General features: G+C 59.9%; 18 protein-coding genes. 9 read left to right on the forward strand and 9 right to left on the reverse strand.

The window, feature by feature from the left end; translation table 11 throughout:
• Positions 1 to 281: 281 nt before the first annotated feature.
• Positions 282 to 1574 carry a citrate synthase gene (locus tag ACFSDX_RS11960; RefSeq protein ID WP_382313674.1) on the forward strand — a complete coding sequence of 431 codons (1293 nt, stop codon included), beginning with the start codon at positions 282 to 284 and terminating at the stop codon, positions 1572 to 1574.
• Positions 1575 to 1644: 70 nt separating this feature from the next.
• On the opposite strand, the gene ACFSDX_RS11965 is transcribed toward ACFSDX_RS11960, so the two are convergent.
• The 6 genes from ACFSDX_RS11965 to ACFSDX_RS11990 form a co-directional block, all read right to left on the reverse strand.
• Positions 1645 to 1836: a DUF4177 domain-containing protein gene (locus ACFSDX_RS11965; protein ID WP_382313676.1), complete on the reverse strand. Its 192-nt coding sequence runs from the start codon at positions 1834 to 1836 to the stop codon at positions 1645 to 1647.
• Between the two features lie 82 nt (positions 1837 to 1918).
• Positions 1919 to 2299: a hypothetical protein gene (locus tag ACFSDX_RS11970; protein ID WP_382313677.1), complete on the reverse strand. Its 381-nt coding sequence runs from the start codon at positions 2297 to 2299 to the stop codon at positions 1919 to 1921.
• A gap of 312 nt (positions 2300 to 2611) precedes the next feature.
• Complete coding sequence (locus ACFSDX_RS11975) at positions 2612 to 4567, reverse strand: OmpA family protein (protein WP_382313678.1); 1956 nt, start codon at positions 4565 to 4567, stop codon at positions 2612 to 2614.
• A gap of 124 nt (positions 4568 to 4691) precedes the next feature.
• Positions 4692 to 5348 carry a 7-carboxy-7-deazaguanine synthase QueE gene (locus tag ACFSDX_RS11980; RefSeq protein WP_382313679.1) on the reverse strand — a complete coding sequence of 219 codons (657 nt, stop codon included), beginning with the start codon at positions 5346 to 5348 and terminating at the stop codon, positions 4692 to 4694.
• A gap of 177 nt (positions 5349 to 5525) precedes the next feature.
• Positions 5526 to 6425, reverse strand: a complete 900-nt coding sequence (locus tag ACFSDX_RS11985) for a bifunctional 5,10-methylenetetrahydrofolate dehydrogenase/5,10-methenyltetrahydrofolate cyclohydrolase (protein ID WP_382313680.1) — start codon at positions 6423 to 6425, stop codon at positions 5526 to 5528.
• A 124-nt stretch (positions 6426 to 6549) separates the two neighbouring features.
• Complete coding sequence (locus tag ACFSDX_RS11990) at positions 6550 to 8928, reverse strand: mechanosensitive ion channel domain-containing protein (RefSeq protein ID WP_382313682.1); 2379 nt, start codon at positions 8926 to 8928, stop codon at positions 6550 to 6552.
• A 61-nt stretch (positions 8929 to 8989) separates the two neighbouring features.
• On the opposite strand from ACFSDX_RS11990, the gene ACFSDX_RS11995 reads away from it, so the two are divergent.
• Positions 8990 to 9343 (forward strand): DUF805 domain-containing protein, encoded by a 354-nt coding sequence (locus ACFSDX_RS11995; protein ID WP_382313683.1) that lies wholly within the window; start codon positions 8990 to 8992, stop codon positions 9341 to 9343.
• Between the two features lie 49 nt (positions 9344 to 9392).
• On the opposite strand, the gene lepA is transcribed toward ACFSDX_RS11995, so the two are convergent.
• Complete coding sequence (lepA, locus tag ACFSDX_RS12000) at positions 9393 to 11180, reverse strand: translation elongation factor 4 (protein ID WP_133655230.1); 1788 nt, start codon at positions 11178 to 11180, stop codon at positions 9393 to 9395.
• A gap of 62 nt (positions 11181 to 11242) precedes the next feature.
• Here lepA and ACFSDX_RS12005 point away from each other — a divergent pair, with 62 nt between their 5' ends.
• Positions 11243 to 12124: a hypothetical protein gene (locus ACFSDX_RS12005; protein WP_382313684.1), complete on the forward strand. Its 882-nt coding sequence runs from the start codon at positions 11243 to 11245 to the stop codon at positions 12122 to 12124.
• A 151-nt stretch (positions 12125 to 12275) separates the two neighbouring features.
• Here ACFSDX_RS12005 and ACFSDX_RS12010 read toward each other — a convergent pair whose 3' ends face one another.
• Positions 12276 to 13196, reverse strand: coding sequence for a helix-turn-helix transcriptional regulator (locus tag ACFSDX_RS12010; RefSeq protein ID WP_382313685.1), 921 nt, complete (start codon positions 13194 to 13196; stop codon positions 12276 to 12278).
• A 247-nt stretch (positions 13197 to 13443) separates the two neighbouring features.
• Between ACFSDX_RS12010 and hxlB the strand changes: the two genes are divergently transcribed.
• The 4 genes from hxlB to fdhA all read left to right on the forward strand — a co-directional run bounded on the left by hxlB (position 13444) and on the right by fdhA (position 16742).
• Positions 13444 to 14028, forward strand: coding sequence for a 6-phospho-3-hexuloisomerase (gene hxlB / locus ACFSDX_RS12015; RefSeq protein ID WP_382313687.1), 585 nt, complete (start codon positions 13444 to 13446; stop codon positions 14026 to 14028).
• Positions 14029 to 14112: 84 nt separating this feature from the next.
• Positions 14113 to 14745, forward strand: coding sequence for a 3-hexulose-6-phosphate synthase (gene hxlA / locus ACFSDX_RS12020; RefSeq protein WP_382313688.1), 633 nt, complete (start codon positions 14113 to 14115; stop codon positions 14743 to 14745).
• A gap of 243 nt (positions 14746 to 14988) precedes the next feature.
• Positions 14989 to 15396, forward strand: a complete 408-nt coding sequence (locus ACFSDX_RS12025; RefSeq protein WP_382313690.1) for a GlcG/HbpS family heme-binding protein — start codon at positions 14989 to 14991, stop codon at positions 15394 to 15396.
• Between the two features lie 116 nt (positions 15397 to 15512).
• Positions 15513 to 16742: a formaldehyde dehydrogenase, glutathione-independent gene (gene fdhA, locus ACFSDX_RS12030; RefSeq protein ID WP_382313692.1), complete on the forward strand. Its 1230-nt coding sequence runs from the start codon at positions 15513 to 15515 to the stop codon at positions 16740 to 16742.
• 108 nt (positions 16743 to 16850) lie between these two features.
• Here the strand turns inward: fdhA and ACFSDX_RS12035 are convergent, their stop codons facing one another.
• Positions 16851 to 17150 carry a TIGR03643 family protein gene (locus ACFSDX_RS12035; protein ID WP_382313693.1) on the reverse strand — a complete coding sequence of 100 codons (300 nt, stop codon included), beginning with the start codon at positions 17148 to 17150 and terminating at the stop codon, positions 16851 to 16853.
• A 216-nt stretch (positions 17151 to 17366) separates the two neighbouring features.
• Here ACFSDX_RS12035 and ACFSDX_RS12040 point away from each other — a divergent pair, with 216 nt between their 5' ends.
• Both ACFSDX_RS12040 and ACFSDX_RS12045 read left to right on the forward strand, forming a co-directional pair.
• Complete coding sequence (locus ACFSDX_RS12040; RefSeq protein ID WP_382313694.1) at positions 17367 to 17969, forward strand: Uma2 family endonuclease; 603 nt, start codon at positions 17367 to 17369, stop codon at positions 17967 to 17969.
• 21 nt (positions 17970 to 17990) lie between these two features.
• The gene (locus ACFSDX_RS12045) at positions 17991 to 18347 is read left to right on the forward strand and encodes a hypothetical protein (protein WP_382313695.1); all 357 of its coding nucleotides are present in this window, start codon (positions 17991 to 17993) and stop codon (positions 18345 to 18347) included.
• Positions 18348 to 18389 lie beyond the last annotated feature (42 nt).

Here is an 18389-nt window from a genome sequence, read left to right on the forward strand (position 1 = left end):
AGATACGCCCGCCTGCGGCGAGCTGACTAGGCTGGCTGGGGCAATGAGGGCAAACAAAGCCTTCTAACGGGTTGTTCTTTAGCCAGAAAAAAGGCGGCAGTGGTGCTTTCTCCTTCTTAGCGTCATATCTGCTTTGCCCTCATTGCCCCAGCCAGCCTAGCCAGCCCGCCGCAGGCGGGCGTATCTGCGCAATCCGTTAAATCAGTTAAATCTGCGGTCCGGCGTTAGCTTCGCGCTTAGAATCCTCCCTGACGTTACACCACCCACTCCTCTCTAGTACAATGGCAGAAACTGCTGACCTCACCCTCGATGGCAAGACCATTAGCTTGCCCATTATCGAAGGCACCGAGCACGAAAAGGCCTTCGACATCGGCAAGTTGCGCGACCAGACCGGCTACGTGACCTACGACCCCGGCTACAAGAACACCGGCGCCACCAAAAGCGCCATCACGTTTCTCGACGGCGAGGAGGGCATTCTGCGCTACCGGGGCTACCCCATCGAGCAACTGGCCGAAAAGTCTACCTTCCTGGAAGTAGCTTACCTGCTGATTTACGGCTCGTTGCCGACGCAGGCCGAGTTCGATGCGTTTCGCTACGACGTTACCCAGCACTCGCTGGTGCACGAAGACATTCGCAAGATTCTCGACGGCTTCCCGTCGTCGGCCCACCCCATGGGTATTCTGGCGTCTATCGTGTGTTCGCTCACGGCGTTTTATCCCAAGAGCATCGCCCCGGAGCTGAGCAAGGAAGAGCTGAACCTCAACATCGTGCGCCTCATCGCCAAGCTGCCGACCATCGCGGCCTGGAGCTACAAGAATTCGGTGGGCCACCCCTTCGTGTACCCGCGCAACGAGCTCGACTACACGTCCAACTTCCTCTACATGATGTTCAGCTACCCCACGGAGCAGTATGAGCAAAACCCGGTGGTAGTGAGCGCGTTGAACAAGCTACTCATCCTGCACGCCGACCACGAGCAAAACTGCTCGACCAGCACCGTGCGCCTCGTGGGCTCGGCCAACGCCAGCCTCTACGGCTCGGTATCAGCGGGCGTGAATGCCCTGTGGGGCCCGCTGCACGGCGGCGCCAACCAAGAGGTTATCGAGATGCTCGAAGAAATCGAGCGCGACGGCGGCGACACCAGCAAGTTCATCGCCAAGGCCAAGGATAAGAACGACTCGTTCCGCCTCATGGGCTTCGGCCACCGCGTGTACAAAAACTTTGACCCGCGCGCCAAAATCATCAAAAAGGCCGCCGACGAGGTGCTGCAAGCCCTAGGTAAGCAAGACAGCCCGTTGCTGAAAATCGCCCAGGAGCTGGAGCAGGCGGCCCTCACTGACCAGTACTTCATCGAGCGCAAGCTGTACCCGAACGTAGACTTTTACTCGGGCATCATCTACAAGGCCCTAGGTATTCCCACCGAAATGTTCACGGTGCTCTTCGCCATGGGCCGCCTCCCCGGCTGGATTGCCCAGTGGAAAGAGCTGCGCGAGAACAAGGAGCCCATCGGCCGCCCCCGCCAGATTTATACCGGCGAGACCGAGCGCGACTACGTAGCGATGGGCGAGCGCGCCTAGGTAGCTATTCATCAGTAAAAAAGGGCCAGCCTGCAAGTAGCAGGCTGGCCCTTTTTTTAGTGGTCCTACCCTACCCTGGTAGCTCGCGCTTGAGCGTGATAAGCAAGTTGTTGAGTTGATTGCCGGCCGGGGCGTTAACTGTCGAAACTACCTCCCAGCCTTGGCTACCTAGTTGATTGAGCTGGGTAGTGATTTTATCATAGTCGTAGCCCTTGAAAACACCACTTTCAGGGTTGAGCAGGCGGTATTCAAATTTTTTCATGGGTTAAAACGAGTTATTTCACGGAAGTAATTCAATCGCTGCCGATGGAGGCTAGGCCTCTATCGGCAGCGACCCAAACTTATTACAGCCGGTGCGCAGTAAACGAGGCCCGCAGCTGCTGGTAGGCCAGGCGCTGCTCGGGCTCCAGAATATTATTGAGCGCCTGCTCGTACTGGTACTGGGCGGTAGACAGCTGCTCGTCGCGTTCGGCGGCCGGGGCGTTGGCAATACCTAGCTCAAATTCCATCTGGCGGCGCTCCTCTAGGTAGTGCAGGTGCAGCTTCTTGATGGCGAGGTACTGCCCCTCGTTGCAGTGAATGCGGCGGGCCAGCGCCTGGGTCAGCGCCGTAGCATGCGTGGCTACCGACCGGGGGTACGCCTTGGGGTCTTCGCCGGGACCGTGGGCGGGGCGGGCACTGGTGAGGCCCACCGTGAGGCAAGCAGCGGCTAATAGGTTTTTCATGAGTAAAAAAGGTAGAGGTTGGAAAATGATGATATTTTAGGAAGCCGGCCAGCAGCGTTGCCGAAGTGGCCGGGGTAACTGATTCAAACCTACACGCTTTTTATTTTTTGGACAAAATCGGGTGACTATGGCACTTTTTTAATTCGCCTATTTTTTACTCAAAACATAACCATCTCATATTCGGCTTCTTATTTTAGATTGAAAAAGCCAAGCTTGAGATAAAAAAAATGCCCGCACAAAGGCGGGCACTACATTTTATTCGAACAATCCTAGTAAATTTTCGCCCTCTTAAAGCCTTGCTTTAAGTCACGGCTACAGAATCCGCAGCTCGATACGCCGGTTTTGGGCACGGTGCACTTCCGTATCATTAGCCGCCAGCGGCCGGGTTTCGCCGTAGCCCTTGGCCCGCAGGCGGGCGGCGGGCACGCCCTGGCTGGCGAGGTAGTCCAAAACCGTCTGCGCCCGGCGCTGGCTCAGGCTCAGGTTGGCGGCCGGCGTGCCCACGTTGTCGGTGTAGCCGGCTACTTCCACGCGCAGGCTGGGGTCCTGGCGCAGAAACTCGACCAGCCGGCTGAGCTCGGTGCGCGAGCGGGGCTTGAGGGTGGCCTTGTTGGAGTCGAAGAAGAGGTTGTTGAGCACCGCGCTCCGGCCGCTTTTGGCGGGGTCGAGGTAGATGTCCAGCGTCAGCGGGTCAAACTTTTGCTGGTTCGAGTAGTCGAAGCTCAGGCTTTTGAGCAGGTAGCCGGGCGCAGCGGCGTACATGGCGTAGGCGCGGCCCTCGTTGAGCACGGCGGTGTACTCGCCGGTTTCGCCATCCGAGTACACTTGCTGCATCAGGGCATTGGTATTCAGGTCAAACAGCTGCACCATAGCCTCGATGGGCTTTTTGGTCACGGCGTCAAACACGCGGCCCTGGGTGTAGGTGCTGGTTTCGCGGGCGCGGGCGCTGGCCGGCACCTCGCTGCCGTAGAGCAGGATGGCGGGCGGCAGGCCGGGCGCGTCGCCTGACTGCGGCCGCTCGGTGCGGGTGTAGTAGGCGCGCTTATTATCGGAGCTGATGAAGAGCGAGGCCTCGTTGGCAAACGTGTTGAGCGGGTAGCCCACGTTGAGCGGCTCGCCCCACTGGCCCTTCTCATCGAGCACCGAGCGGAAGATATCGGAGCTACCTAGGCCCACCCGGCCGTTGGTGCTGTAGTAGAGCGTGGTACCGCTGGCGTGGATGAAGGGCGCCAGGTCGTCGCGGGTGGTGTTGATGGGCACGCCTAGGTTGCGGGCGGCGCCCCAGCTGCCCTCAGCCCCGATGGTGCTCACGTACACGTCGTAGCCGCCCACGCCGCCGCCCCGGTTGGAGGAGAAGTACAGCGTGCGCCCATCGGCCGAGAGCGAGGGCTGCGAGTCCCAGGCTTTGGAATTCACCAGCACGCCTAGGTTACGCGGGGCCGTCCACTGGTTGCCGCGCCGGTGCGAGATGTAGAGGTCGCAGTTACCCAGCCCACCCGCCCGGCCGCAGCTGGTGAATACCAGTGTTTTGCCATCACCGGAGATGGTGGCCGCGCCCTCGTTCTCGGGCGAGTTGATGACCGGCGAAATCGACTGCGGCGCCCCAAACTTACCGCTGGCATCGACGGCGCTGATGAGCAAATCCTCGTTCTCCTGGCCTTGCTTCTCGGGATTGCGGCGCACCGTGAACACCAGCGAACGGTTGTCGGCGGTGAGCACCGGGAAGTACTGGTCCCGAAACTGATTGAGCGGCGCGGCTAGGCGCTCGGGCGGCGGGCCGGTGGGATGCGCCATGGCCTCGGCCGCAAAATCGCAGTTTTGCAGCTGCAACTTGGCCGTCTCCACCTGGCTTTTACTGTTCGGGTTGGTTTGCAGGTAGTTGGTAAACGCCGTGCGCACGGCGGCATAGTCGCCCACTTCGCCGGCCAGGCGGCCCATCAGGAAGTAGTCGGCGGCGCGGGCGGGCTCCACGGGCAGCTTACTGAGGCCGGCCTGGTAGGCTTCAAGCGCCCTAGGGTGGTCGCCGAGGGTGAGCAGCAGCGACGCCTTGCGCAGGTAGGGCTCGCCGTAATCGGGGTATTTATCGGTGAGCTGCTGCCACACGGCCAGCGCCTGCTGGGGCTGGCGGTCGCGCTGGAGTAGCTGCTGAGCCTTTTCGTAAAGGCCGCGGGCCTTGTTGTCGGTGATGCTAGCGGGCACTTGCGCCAGGGCGGGCGCAGCGGCCAAACCAACGAGCAGGCTGGCAGAAAACAGGATTTTGGGCAGCATAGAGCAGAAAAGACGCGAGCAGGTGCCCTAGGTGGGCCAACCCGAACAGCTTAACGACGCAAGCCGCCCGACCGTTCAGGCCTCCTTCACCTAGGCTCCGCAAAGATGCAGCGCCCGCGCCGCGCTACGGAATATCGAGGTACTTGTGGGTTTGCAGCGACACCTGCCAGCGCGGGTGGGCCTTCACGTAGTCGATGAGGGCGGGCGTCATGCGGGCGGCGCGGCTCCACTCGGGTTGTAAGTATAGGCGCGTGGTGGGCGGCACGAGGGCCGCGTGCTCCTCAGCCCACTTGAAGTCGCTGTCGTTGAAGACGATAATTTTCAACTCGTCGGCGTGGGCCAGCACCTCGGGCAGCGGGGCCTTAAACTTCTTGGGCGACACGCATATCCAGTCCCAATTGCCCGAGAGCGGGTGCGCGCCGCTGGTTTCAATCCAAGTTTTAAACCCGGCTTCCTGCAAAGCTTTGGTGAGCGGCAAGCAGTCGTGCATCAGCGGCTCACCGCCCGTGATAACTACGTTGCGGCCGGGGTACTCGCTGGCTGACGCTACCAGGTCGGCAATGGCGTGGCGCGGGTGCGCGTCGGCATCCCACGACTCTTTCACGTCGCACCACACGCAGCCCACGTCGCAGCCCCCTAGGCGGATAAAATAAGCCGCCCGCCCCGTATTAAAGCCTTCGCCCTGAATGGTATAGAACTGTTCCATTACGGGCAGCGCGGTAGCGGGCTCGTGGGCGGTAAGGATAGGCAACGAAGCAAAAAAATCGGTGACGGCAGACATAAGCAACTAAAAAAGGGCGCGACTTACGTCAACGCCCGCGGCGCGGCCGGGGGTTCCGGCCGCTCAAATTTACGAAAGGAATCCCCCGTTTGTCATTGCGAGCGCAGCGAAGCAATCGCACCTGTTCAGCCGCCGCTCAGGTGCGATTGCTTCGCTGCGCTCGCAAGGACAGAAAGACTACTTCGGATACACCGTCCCCTTGGCCGCGCGCAGCGTGTTCAGCAGCAGCATGGCAATGGTCATCGGCCCCACGCCGCCCGGCACGGGCGTGATGCGCGAGGCCAGCGGCGCCACTTCGGCAAAGTTGACGTCGCCTTTCAGGCTGAAGCCGCTTTTCTTGTTGGCATCGGTTACGCGGGTCGTACCCACGTCGATAACCACCGCGCCGGGCTTCACCATATCGGCCGTCACGAACTCGGGCCGGCCGATGGCGGCCACGATAATGTCGGCTTGGCGCACGATTTCGGCGAGGTTCTTAGTGCGCGAGTGGCATAAAGTAACCGTGCAATTAGCCGTTTCTAAGTTCTTAGCTAATAGTATACTAACCGGCGTGCCCACGATGTTACTGCGCCCGATTACCACAGCGTGCTGGCCGCTGGTTTTGATGCCGGCGCGGGCCATCAGCTCCACAATGCCGGAGGGCGTAGCGGGCAGCAGGGCGGGTAGCCCGGCCACCATGCGGCCCAGGTTGGTGGGGTGAAAACCGTCCACGTCCTTCTCGGGGCGGATGGCCTCAATTACCTTTTCGGCGTCGATGTGCTTGGGCAGCGGTAGCTGCACGATGAAGCCGTCGATGTCGGCATCCTCATTGAGCTGCTGCACCTGGGCCAGCAGCTCGGCCTCCGTAATATCGTCCTCGAAGCGCAGCAGCGTGCTACCAAAGCCCACGCGCTCGCAGGCCAGCACCTTGTTGCGCACGTAGGTTTCGGAGCCGCCATCGTGGCCTACTAGGATGGCGGCGAGGTGCGGCACTTTCTGGCCGGCCGCTTTGAGCGCTTCTACTTCGGCGGCAATTTCAACTTTGATGTCTTCGGCGGCTTGCTTGCCGTCGATGAGGTGCGGGGCGTTTTCGGGCATGGGGGAAATTAAAAATTGGCTGTCATTGCGAGCGTAGCGAAGCAATTGCACCTGAATGGCTCGTTTTGATGCGATTGCTTCGCTGCGCTCGCAATGACAGACTTTAAGTAAGTAAATAATGACGTTATCGCATCGTAATGCCGGCCTCCGTAAGGTGCTGGTAGATACTGGCCAGCAGCTCACTTTTTAGAGCTTGCTCCTGGCGGATGTTGTTTATCCAGAATAGCACCTTGAGTTCATAGCCAGCAGTATTGACGCTGTTGAGCAGGATTTCGGGTGCCACACGGTGCAGCGTATTAGGGTTGTTGAGCACGTCCTCGGTGATGAGCTGCCGGGCTTTGTCGAGGTCAGCATCCGGCCCTAGGCTGAGCGCTAACTCGCTGCGAATATGATTGTTGCTGAGCGTCCAGTTGATGACGTGGCCCGAAAGCAGGTCACCGTTGGGCAGAATAATCTCGGAACCCGCCTGCGAAATAAGCTTGCTGGAGCGGATACCAATGTCCTTCACGCGGCCGGTTTTGCCATTGACCTCGATATAGTCGCCCACCTGAAACGGCCGCTCAAAGATGAGAATCACGCCCGACACGAGGTTGTTGATGATGTTCTGCAAACCCAGGCCAATACCAACACCTAGGGCACCCAGCACGATGGCGATTTTATCGACCGGCAGCCCCGAGGCCAAAGTGGCCAAAAACAGGCCCACCGCCAGAATCCCCAGCCGGATGGCCACCATCCAGGAGCCCTTCCGGTCGGTATCGACGCCGAAATCGTCGTCGGCCTCGCCGAAGAAGTAGCCCACGTACTTCTGCAACTGAATGGTAATAAAGATAATACCCGTAAAAAGCAGAATATTACCCAGCGTAAACGTGGTGCTGCCCAGCTGGTGCGGGGCCGTGAGCGCGTGCTCGATAATGCGGTAGAAGAGGTTGTACAGGTTCAGATTAGCGAAGAACAGCATCAGCCAGAGCACGCCCACCATCACCGTGAGCGCCTTGCGCAGGCCGCTCTCTATCTTGCCGAAGCTGAACCGATTACCAAACTTACCGCCCTGCCGCGTACGCCGCACCTGGAGGTAAAACGCCTCCGTAACTACCCGCACGAAGGCTGACAGCGCCACCACCTGCGTGAGACCGTAAATGGCGGCCGTGGTGAACATTTTGGCTAGGCTCATGCGGCCGTAGGCGTTGGCCAGCACGGCCAGCACCTGTAGGCCAATGAAGAGCAGCACCACCGGCCGCACGAAGCCCGCCAGCACCCGGTTTTGGCGCAGGTAGCGCCAAAACTGCCAGCCCAAGCCACCCGCCGCCACGTTGAGCAGCAGCGCCACCCAGCGCATCCCTAGCCCCGGCGCCCGCCCCGCGTAGGCAAACGTGAGGGCAAAAAAAGCGACCATAATACCCACCCAATACCAGAAAACCGGCCGCGGCCAGCTGCGCCAACCCAGCACCGAGAGCGTGATAAGCAGCAGCAGTTGCAGTAGGCTCGTGTAAGCGGCCGGCGCGTTCAGGTCAAAAAACGGAGCCAGGCTAAACACCACCAGCAGGGCCGCCGCCACCGGCCCCGGCCGCAGGTAGTGCAGCCGCTGCTCGGGCAGCTCCAGCGGCGTGGGGGCCGCCGCGTCCCTCGTCGCCGCCAGCCGCAAGGCCCGGAAACTGCGCGATACCCAGGCAAAAAAGCCGCCCGCCAGCACTACCATCCACAGCCAATACGCCCAGTTTTCGCGGAAATAATAGCTTACCAGCGAGCGCTGGGCGGCGTATGACTGCCGCGCCAGTTCGCCCATGCGCTCGTCGGCCACGATGCGGCTGGGCTGCCACAACGGCGGCAGTTCGGCCCGGCTGTTGCTGCGGTTGAAGCGGAACATCTGCTCGCGTACCACATCCTGCAATTCCAGCACCTGAATGTAACCGTCCGACACCCGGGTTTGCAGGCCGGTTACGGTTTGGCGGCTGCGGCGCAGCAGGGCGGTGGCCTTGTCTTCCTTACTTTGGAGGCGGGCCAGGGCGCGGCCCACGGGCGTGGTGGCGGGCGGGCGCTGGGCGGCGGGCGGTAGCTGAGTGGCCAGCGTATCGAGCCGGGCCTGCATGGCCGTGAGCTGCTTGCCGCCATCGGCCAGGGTGGTGCGCCAGCCGCCCAGCTTTTCCTGCATGTCGGCCAGCAGCAGGCGATACATCTGGAGCTGCTTCACGTCCACCACGTCGCCGTACTGGTCGAGGTTTTCCCGAATAACTTCCAGATTGTCCTCCACCGTGGGCAATTCGTCGCTTAGGTCTTCGGTGTTGGTGGCGCGACGCGCCGTACCATTAATGCGGCTCAGCACGAAATACGCCCGCTCGACGCGCTGGGCCAGCGAGTCGGGCAGCACCGGCTGCGGCTGGCGGCGCTGGACTTTAGTGCTGGTTGGCTTTTGCGGCGCAGGGGCGGCGTGAAGAGTACTTGCCTGGACTGCCAGTAATAGGAGCAGCAGGAGGCGAAAGGGTAGCTTAAAGATTACTAAACGCATTCTAAAATAACAGATATACAGTATATTGGTGGTCCTAACGGCTTAGTTCAACAAACTTTATATGAAACACTATTTTACTGTTTTAAGAAGATATGCAAGTGTCGAAGGCCGAGCAAGCCGGGCGGAGTATTGGAATTTTATTCTTTTTAGCTATATCACTTCCGTTGTCATCGCCTTTATCGAAATCAAGTTGCATACAAATTTTCTTAGCATGACTTATCTGGTAGCCATCATGCTACCTAGCCTAGCCGTTGGGATGCGACGAATGCATGACCTAGGGAAATATGGCTGCTACGCCCTGATTCCGGTTTACAGTCTAATCTTGGCTTGCTTGCCTGGCAATAAAGGCCCCAACATATATGGACCTAACCCCAAAACTCAAAAAGCCGCAGCAAGCAAATTATCCTCTCTCTAAATAAGCTTATCAAAAAAGCGCGGCCCCTTTCGGAGCCGCGCTTTCGTTATCAGTCAATCTTGAGCACTGCCAGAAACGCTTCTTGCGGAATCTCAACCGAGCCCACGGTACGCATCCGTTTTTTGCCTTCCTTCTGCTTTTCGAGCAGCTTGCGCTTGCGCGAAATGTCGCCGCCGTAGCATTTGGCAATCACGTTTTTGCGCAGCGCTTTGATGGTTTCGCGGGCGATAATCTTCTGCCCGATGCTGGCCTGAATGGCGATGTCGAACATCTGGCGGGGCAGCAGTTCGCGCAGCTTTTCGCAGAGGCGGCGGCCCCACTCGTAGCTCTTCGAGCGGTGCACAATGGCCGAGAGGGCATCGACCTTCTCGCCGTTCAGCATCACATCGAGCTTCACCATGTCCGACTCGCGGAAGCCAATCAGCTCGTAGTCGAGCGAAGCGTAGCCGCGGCTGATGGTTTTGAGCTTGTCGAAGAAGTCAAATACGATTTCGGAGAGCGGCAGCTCGAAGCTCATTTCCACGCGCTCAGAGGTCAGGTACGACTGGCCCTTGATGATGCCGCGCTTCTCCATGCAAAGCGTGATAATCGGCCCCACGTACTCGGAGGCGGTGATAATCTGCGCTTTAATGTAGGGCTCCTCGATGTGCTTAATCAAATTCGGCTCGGGCATTTCGCTCGGCGCGTTGATGGTCAGCAGCTGGTCCTTAGTGCCGGTGGCATGAAACTGCACGCTCGGCACGGTGGTAATCACCGTCATGTTGAACTCGCGCTCGAGGCGCTCCTGCACGATTTCCATGTGCAGCATCCCGAGGAAGCCGCAGCGGAAACCGAACCCTAGGGCCACCGAAGTCTCGGGCTCCCACACCAGCGAGGCGTCGTTGAGCTGGAGCTTTTCCATGCTGCTGCGCAGCTCTTCGTACTCGGTGGTATCGACGGGGTAGATGCCGGCAAATACCATCGGCTTCACGTCGGCGAAGCCTTGGATGGCCTCGGCCGTGGGGTTGTGCACGTGCGTGATGGTGTCGCCCACCTTCACTTCGCGCGCTTCCTTGATGCCCGAGATGAGGTAGCCCACGTTGCCGGCGCTCATCACCTGGCGCGGTTCCTGGTTGAGGCCTAGGATACCGATTTCGTCGGCACCGTACTCCTTACCCGTTGCCATAAACTTCACCTTGTCGCCCTTGCGCATGGTGCCGTTTTTGATGCGGAACAGGACTTCGATACCCCGGTAGGAGTTGAATACCGAGTCAAAAATGAGGGCTTGCAGCGGCGCTTCGGGGTCGCCCACCGGCGCCGGGATGCGCTCACAGATGGCGTTCAGGATGGCTTCGATGCCGATGCCAGCCTTGCCCGAGGCGTGGATGATATCCTCCGGCTTGCAGCCAATAAGGTCCACAATCTCGTCAGTCACCTCTTCCGGCATGGCGTGCGGGAGGTCGATTTTGTTGAGCACCGGAATGATTTCCAGGTCGGCCCCGATGGCGAGGTAAAGGTTGGAAATCGTTTGGGCCTCAATACCTTGCGACGCATCCACAATGAGCAGCGCACCTTCGCAGGCGGCGATGCTGCGGCTTACTTCGTAGCTGAAATCGACGTGGCCGGGCGTATCGATCAGGTTCAGCGTGTAGGTTTCGCCTTTGTAGGGAAACTGCATCTGAATGGCGTGGCTCTTAATGGTGATGCCGCGCTCGCGCTCGAGGTCCATGTTGTCGAGCAGCTGGGCCTGCATGTCGCGCTTGGCCACGGTACTCGTGAACTCGAGAAGCCGGTCGGCCAGCGTGCTTTTGCCGTGGTCGATGTGGGCAATGATGCAAAAATTACGGATATTCTTCAACGGAGGGCGGTTTTATCGCACACGAAGATACGGCCGATTTGCGGCCGGTCGTATGTTTGGGTATGAACCCACTCGCTACTACTACTGCCCCGCTCCCCCCCACCAGCACCTCCGGGGCCGGCCCGGCCGGCGGGGCGCACAGCAAGTTTCTCAAGATATTTCTCAATGCCACGGCCTGTTACCTGCTGGCCTACCAGCTCGTTGCCTTTGTCTACCAGGCGGGCACGGTGTACATGGCGCGGCGCGCCAACGTGCCGGGTTTTTGGAGCCTAGGCGGCGTGCGCTTCGAGCTGGGCGACGGTGGCTGGCAGCGCGGCATGGTGCTGGATATCTACAGCGCGGGCCCGGCCCTGGCGCTAGCGCTGGGCGGGCTGTGCTTTCTATTGTTTTGGCGGCGGCGCCAGCAGCCGGGCCTCGGCAAGCTGCTGCTGCTGTGGGTGGCCCTGCACGCCACCAACGCCGTGCTGGGCGGCCTCCTGGCCGACACCGTGACGCAGTCGGGCTCGTGGTACGTGCCCAACTGGCTGCTGGGTGGGGGCGGCACCTGGCCCAGCATGGTGCTGGGGCTGCTTTTTGCGGCCGCGCAAGTGGTACTGGGTTTTCTGGCGGCCGAGCCGTTTTTGCAGGCGCAGGACTCGCGCACGATTATGCAGTTTGACCGGCGGGCGCACCTGGTGGTGTACGCCCTGGTTGGCCCCTGGCTGGTGGGCTCGCTCCTGCTGGCCGGCAGCAAAATTCCGCACCTAGGCGTCAACGAAGGCCTCCGCTACGCCACCATGGGCCTGCTGCTGATTCCGCTGGCGATGAGCTGCCAGCGGGAGTTTTTGAGCCAGCGCGAACTGCTGCCCCGCCCCACCCGCGTGGCCTGGGGCCTGGTGGGGCTGGCGCTACTGGCACTGCTGGCCTGGCGGCTGGCGCTGGGCGCGGGCGTGACTTTCCAATAGTAGCGCAGCTTGGCTGCTGCGAGTCCGAGCGCGAGCGCAGCTCGCATCTGCGCTCGCGCGGCCCAAGCCGCCAGGCAGAAAACAACTGACCTAGGCGCGGCATGCTCGCTGCGCGAGCGCCCGGATTCGCAGAGCCCGAGCTACTTCCGAGCTAAATCAGGCACAGCACCCGGTAGTCGGTGGGCGTCATACCCTCGAGTTGCCGAAACATGCGCGTGAAATAGGCAAGGTTACTAAACCCAGCCTGGAAACAGATTTCGGTGATGCTGAGCGCCGGGTTGCGCAGGCAGCGCTTAGCCAGGCGCATGCGCTCCTTAATAATGTAGTCAATGGGCGACAAGCCAAACTCCTGCTTGAAAGCGCGGAAGAAATTGGGTTTGCTCATGTAAGCCTGGGCGCTGAGCTCGCCGACGCTGATTTTCTCGGCGATGTGCTCCTTGATGTAGTGCAGCGTGTGGGCAAAGCGGTTGGAAGTGGCCAGCACGGCCACGTTGCTTTCGGTGGCGTGCAGGCTTTGCAGCTGCATCAGCCTCAGCAGCAGCTCCTTCACGGCAAAATCGGCCAGAATATCCTTGTTCTGCGAATTATCAAACCCCAGGCGCACCAGCTTATAGATGAGCGCCGTTACTTCCTCATTGTTATAAAAGTGGTGCTGCGTGAAGCTGAAGCTCCACTTGACGCCCTCGGTGCGCGGGTAAAACTCGTTGAGGTAGTTGACGGTATCGATGATTTGGAGCCGGTCGATGGCCAGGGCCACGCACTGCGTGGGGGTAGCGTCGGAGGCCTCCGGGAAGTCAATCATCATCTTGAGGTGCGGCGGCACCACCATCGTGTGGCCGGGCAGGTAGTGGAAGGCCTGCTGGTCGAGCAGGTGCATCACTTTCTTGCCGCGCAGCATGTTAGTGAGCACCAGGTCACTGAACGACTGCGCAACTTGGTCGGTGGGCACCAGCGTTTCCAGGATGCTCAGCTCGTACTTCTCCAGGGTCTGCACCCGGCGGTGGTCGATGAGGGTAGTTAGCTCGTGGGGCGGGGTGCGCGGGATAGCGGGCAATAAATCGGCAGACGACATAGCGGAGGAACGGACACACCTCCTAACGATATCTAGCCCAAGGCGGCCGGGTTTGGGGCCCGTCGGGCGGACCCCAACGCCTCGCCTAGCGCATTTGCTAGGATAGTGCCAGCGGTTGCTAGGATAGTACAAGCCCCGGAATTAGGGCGCTTCTACTTTTGCAGTGCAAGTATCGGCCGCACAAAACGCTGACCGATACGCCCCCCTAGCACGGGTTTGCCGGGGCCGAAAAAGCAGTGATTTCCCGATGAGCGAGTTAGATGCCGATAAGCTGAGCCACGACCTGCGCCAAAGCTGGCAGGCCATTATTGACGAAAACCAGCGCCTAGCGGCGCAAGTAGATTTTGCCCCGGTGGCGGCCCTAGTGCCGCTGCTCCAACACGCCAAGCGGGTTTTTGTGGTGGGCGCGGGCCGCACCGGGCTGGCGCTCAAGGCCACCGCCATGCGCCTGATGCACCTAGGCCTCACGGTATTTGTGGTGGGCGAAACCACTACGCCGGCCATCGGGGCCGGCGACCTGCTGCTGGCCGGCTCGGGCTCGGGCACCACCAGCACCATCGTGAAAGCCGCCGAAAAAGCCAAAGCGGCTGGCGCGCAAGTGGTCGCCATCTCCACTACGGCCGACTCGCCCCTGGCCGCGCTGGCCACGCTGGTAGTGGTGCTGCCCGCCGCCCAAAAGCAAGACCACGGCGGCACCATTTCGCAGCAATACGCGGGCAGCCTCTTCGAGCAATCAGTACTGCTCCTGACCGACGCTATCTTCCAGACCCTGTGGGCCTTGGATGGTACACCGGCCGAGGAGCTCTGGAAACGCCACGCCAACCTGGAATAAATCTGTAAAACGGAGTGGCACTCCGTTTTCTACCCCCCAAAACGGAGTGCCACTCCGTTTTACTCTCTATCAAGAACCCTTCCCATGGCTAAGTTACAAGTTGCAATCGACCTACTAAGCACCCAAGAAGCCCTCGAACTGGCCGCTAAAGTGGCGCCCTACGTGGACATTATCGAGCTGGGCACCCCGCTCATCAAGAGCGAAGGCCTGGCCGTTATCAAGGCGATGAAAGCCGCGCACCCCGACAAGCTGGTGTTCGCCGATTTCAAAACCGCCGACACCGGCGAGCTGGAAGCCGGCATGGCTTTCGGTGCGGGCGCCGACCTGGTTACCATCCTAGGCTCGGTAGATGACGCCACCATCATTGGCGCCGTGAAGGCGGCCAAAGAGCACGGCAAAGGCGTAGTGGTAGACACCATCGGCGTGAAGGACCGCGTGAAGCGCGCCCAGGAAGTGAGCAAGCTCGGTGTAGAGTTTGTGGAGCTGCACGCTGGCCTCGACGAGCAGGCCGCGCCCGGCTACTCCATCCAGGTGCTCATTGACGAGGCCAAACGCGCCGGCGTGCCCGTGTCCATCGCGGGCGGCGTGAACCTCAACACCATCGCCGCCGTGAAGCAGGCCGGCGTAGCCGTGGCCGTGGCCGGTGGCGCTATCTACGGCGCCAAAGACCCCGCCGCCGCTGCCAAGGCGCTGCGCGAGGCGCTCGACGCGGCGTAGGTTTGAGCCGAGCGGGGCTGCTTTTAGGTAGCGCGCTGGCCTAGATAATGAAAAATCCCCGGCCGTTTCGCCGGGGATTTTTTGCGTTTTAGCGGCTGGCGCTGCCCTGCTATTATGGGCGGCCTGTGCTATCGTCGCAAGAAGGTTGGGTATCGTCGCAAGTCCTTCATACCAAGCAACTACCCCATGGGTTTCGCCGTAGCGAAGGGACTTTTTTTCCACCTCTCCAAACTGCGTATTCTCATGGGTATCTCCCTCGAACAGGCGCAAGCCGCCATCCAAGCCGCCCACCAAAAGTCTTTAGACCTAGGGGTCAAGATGAACATTGCCATCGTGGATGCGGGCGCCAACCTCGTGGCCTTCGCCCGCATGGACGATGCGTGGCTGGGCTCGCTCGACATTTCGATTAAGAAGGCCAAAACGGCCCGCTTCTTCGACATGCCCACCGGCGACCTCGGCCAGGCCTCGCAGCCCGGCGGCCCGCTCTTCAACATTGAGGTGTCGAACGGCGGCCTCATCACCTTCCCCGGCGGGCTGCCCATTAAAGACGGCAGCGGCAAAATAATCGGCGCCATCGGCGTGTCGGGCGACTCGGTCGAGAACGACCACACCGTGGCCGAGGCTGGCGTGAACGCTGTAGCAGGCAAGTAGTCTTTTCAGTTATCAATTGACAGTTGTCATTCTAATTTACATGATGATAACTGTTAATTGATGACTGATAACTGAAAAGCTGACTGATAACAGAACCTAAAACCACCCAAACCAATATGGCAAGTAACAGAGGCGTTGTGTACCTGGGCCCCGGCAAAGTCGAGGTGCAAAGCATTGATTTTCCAGAGCTTAAAAACCCGAAGGGCAAGAAAATTACCCACGGGGTTATCCTCAAGGTCGTTTCGACCAACATCTGCGGCTCCGACCAGCACATGGTGCGTGGGCGTACCACAGCCCCGGCGGGCTTGGTGCTGGGCCACGAAATCACGGGCGAAGTCATTGAAACCGGCGACGACGTGGAATTTCTTAAGAAGGGCGACCTCGTGTCGGTGCCCTTCAACGTGGCCTGCGGCCGCTGCCGCACCTGCAAAGAGATGAAAACCGGCATCTGCCTGACCGTGAACGAAGGCCGCGCCGGCGGCGCCTACGGCTACGTGGACATGGGCGGCTGGGTCGGCGGCCAGGCCGAGTACGTGATGGTGCCCTACGCCGATTTTAACCTGCTCAAATTCCCGAACAAAGACCAGGCGATGGAAAAAATCCGCGACCTGACCATGCTGAGCGACATTTTCCCGACCGGCTTCCACGGCGCCGTGAAGGCGGGCGTGGGCCCCGGCACCACGGTGTACGTGGCCGGCGCGGGCCCGGTGGGCCTGGCCGCTGCCGCCTCGGCGCAGCTGCTAGGGGCCGCCGTGGTGATAGTGGGCGACATGAATAAGGCGCGCCTGGCGCACGCCCGCTCGTTCGGCTGCGAAACGGTGGACCTAAACGAGGACGCCAGCCTGACCGAGCAGATTACCCAGATTTTGGGCGTGCCCGAAATCGACTGCGCCATCGACTGCGTGGGCTTCGAGGCTAGCGGCCACGGCGCCCAGGCCAAAACCGAAGTGCCCGCCGCCGTGCTCAACTCACTCATGGAAATTACCCGCGCGGGCGGCTCCATCGGCATCCCCGGCCTGTACGTCACCGACGACCCCGGCGCCAAGGAAGCGGCCGCCAAAACCGGCAACCTGAGCATCCGCTTCGGCCTGGGCTGGGCCAAGAGCCACTCTTTCCACACCGGCCAAACCCCCGTGATGAGCTACAACCGCCAGCTTATGCAGGCCATTTTGTACGATAAAATTGAGATTGCCAAGGCCGTGAATGTGGAGATTATCAGCCTCGACGACGCACCCAAAGGCTACGCCGAGTTCGACAAAGGCGTGGCTCGGAAGTTTGTAATCAACCCTCACAACTTGATTCCGGACGTGAAAAAGGCTAAAGTCCAGAAGGAAACCGCCGCCTAGGTAGCGGCGGCATCAAAAGCAAACGGCCGGGCTACCTAGGAGGTAGTCCGGCTGTTTGGCGTTTTATAGGAATGTCAAACACGACTTCTCGCTACGAAATCGCAAGCGCTAGCGGCGCTTGGATATCTTATTGAAGGTGATGTTCTTCTGCAAGGTGGATTTGAAACGGGCATCATCCACGGCGCTTTTAGCCCGGTGCTTGGTGGGGCGGCCCTGCACGCGGGCGCGCCACATGCGCCACGACGAAGCCTTCATTTCGCGGCGCATGAGCTTGATAACGTCCGCTTCGGCCAGGCCAAACTGCAGCTCGATGGCTTCAAAAGGCGTGCGGTCTTCCCACGCCATTTCGATGATGCGGTCGATGTCCTGCTCGGTTAATACGGTTTCGGGTGAAGTAGCTTCTTTCATAGTAAATACGTTGGGGCCGCGCATGGCGGCTGTGGCAAGGCATTAACGTTTTAGAACGCGTTTTAGTCATCAAACTAAAGAAAATGATGGACCTGGGCGGGCAGTCTTTTCGCCACATTTACGTGAGAGCGACCCTGGCCTGCTTGCCCTGCCCAGCCAGCCACTGCGCCGGCGCTTTTTCGTACCTTGTTCTCTCACCCAATCAGCGCCTCCATTATGAACGCCCTCTTCGCCGACGAGCCTTTGATTTTGGATGACCCGTACATGAGCCGCATGAGCGAGGCGGAGTTTTTCGACTTTTGCCAGCAGCATCGCCAGTGGCGCATCGAGCGTAATGCGCAGCACGAAATTCTGATTATGGCCCCTACGTTCACCATCACCGGCCGGCGCAATGCCCGCCTCCTCGCTCAACTCGGTGCTTGGTGGAACGAGCACCCCGAAGCTGGTGAAATTTTTAACTCCAATGCCGGCTTTACCCTACCCAACGGCGCCGTGCGCGCCCCCGATGCCTCGTGGGTATCGGCGGCTCAGTGGGCAGCGCTCACGCCGGAGCAACAGGAAAAATTCGCAGCCGTGTGCCCGGATTTTGTAGTCGAGCTTCGCTCCAAAACCGACTCCCTGAAGGTTCTAGTAGCCAAAATGGAAGAGCACCGTCAGTGTGGCGCGCTCCTAGGTTGGCTGCTCTCGTGCGACGATGAAAAAGCGTACATTTTCCGTGCCGGGCAGGAAAGCTACGAAACAGTGGAAGGCTTCGAGCGCGAGCTATCGGGCGAGGCCGTGCTACCGGGGTTTCGGCTAGATTTGCGGAAGCTGCGGTAATTACCAAAAACCTCTTTCACTATGGTATCACAGTACCAACGGGACTTTTTGGCACAGCTTGATTTTGAGCTTCCCAAAGAGCACTTGGCCTATTTGTTCTCTGCTGAAAGCACCTACCAATTTGATGGTGCTTATCTGGTTGAGGACCATGAGCTGTTGCAATACAATGCTGACCGCGAAGCAGCCGAAGTTTATCCAGGCTATTTTTTAATCGGCGCTGATGGAGGCGGTGAAGCCCTTGCTATTGAGAAAGATACCGGCAATTTTGTAGCAGTACCCTTTATTGGTCACGACGAAGAAACTGCTGTTGTTATAGGCCGAACATGGGACGACTTTTTACAGCGTCTTCAAACTGATAACTTATTCGATGACGAGTAACGCAAAGCCCCGGCCGACCCCGCCGGGGCTTTTTCGTACCTT

Source organism: Hymenobacter bucti (assembly GCF_042681145.1).
GTDB classification, from domain to species: domain Bacteria; phylum Bacteroidota; class Bacteroidia; order Cytophagales; family Hymenobacteraceae; genus Hymenobacter; species Hymenobacter bucti.

Bases quoted from the DNA above. Each gene is read 5' to 3' on its own strand.
- ACFSDX_RS11960 (WP_382313674.1), top strand. From the start codon at position 282: ATGGCAGAAACTGCTGACCTCACCCTCGATGGCAAGACCATTAGCTTG.
- ACFSDX_RS11965 (WP_382313676.1), bottom strand. From the start codon at position 1,836: ATGAAAAAATTTGAATACCGCCTGCTCAACCCTGAAAGTGGTGTTTTC.
- ACFSDX_RS11970 (WP_382313677.1), bottom strand. From the start codon at position 2,299: ATGAAAAACCTATTAGCCGCTGCTTGCCTCACGGTGGGCCTCACCAGT.
- ACFSDX_RS11975 (WP_382313678.1), bottom strand. From the start codon at position 4,567: ATGCTGCCCAAAATCCTGTTTTCTGCCAGCCTGCTCGTTGGTTTGGCC.
- ACFSDX_RS11980 (WP_382313679.1), bottom strand. From the start codon at position 5,348: ATGTCTGCCGTCACCGATTTTTTTGCTTCGTTGCCTATCCTTACCGCC.
- ACFSDX_RS11985 (WP_382313680.1), bottom strand. From the start codon at position 6,425: ATGCCCGAAAACGCCCCGCACCTCATCGACGGCAAGCAAGCCGCCGAA.
- ACFSDX_RS11990 (WP_382313682.1), bottom strand. From the start codon at position 8,928: ATGCGTTTAGTAATCTTTAAGCTACCCTTTCGCCTCCTGCTGCTCCTA.
- ACFSDX_RS11995 (WP_382313683.1), top strand. From the start codon at position 8,990: ATGAAACACTATTTTACTGTTTTAAGAAGATATGCAAGTGTCGAAGGC.
- ACFSDX_RS12005 (WP_382313684.1), top strand. From the start codon at position 11,243: ATGAACCCACTCGCTACTACTACTGCCCCGCTCCCCCCCACCAGCACC.
- ACFSDX_RS12010 (WP_382313685.1), bottom strand. From the start codon at position 13,196: ATGTCGTCTGCCGATTTATTGCCCGCTATCCCGCGCACCCCGCCCCAC.
- hxlB (WP_382313687.1), top strand. From the start codon at position 13,444: ATGAGCGAGTTAGATGCCGATAAGCTGAGCCACGACCTGCGCCAAAGC.
- hxlA (WP_382313688.1), top strand. From the start codon at position 14,113: ATGGCTAAGTTACAAGTTGCAATCGACCTACTAAGCACCCAAGAAGCC.
- ACFSDX_RS12025 (WP_382313690.1), top strand. From the start codon at position 14,989: ATGGGTATCTCCCTCGAACAGGCGCAAGCCGCCATCCAAGCCGCCCAC.
- fdhA (WP_382313692.1), top strand. From the start codon at position 15,513: ATGGCAAGTAACAGAGGCGTTGTGTACCTGGGCCCCGGCAAAGTCGAG.
- ACFSDX_RS12035 (WP_382313693.1), bottom strand. From the start codon at position 17,150: ATGAAAGAAGCTACTTCACCCGAAACCGTATTAACCGAGCAGGACATC.
- ACFSDX_RS12040 (WP_382313694.1), top strand. From the start codon at position 17,367: ATGAACGCCCTCTTCGCCGACGAGCCTTTGATTTTGGATGACCCGTAC.
- ACFSDX_RS12045 (WP_382313695.1), top strand. From the start codon at position 17,991: ATGGTATCACAGTACCAACGGGACTTTTTGGCACAGCTTGATTTTGAG.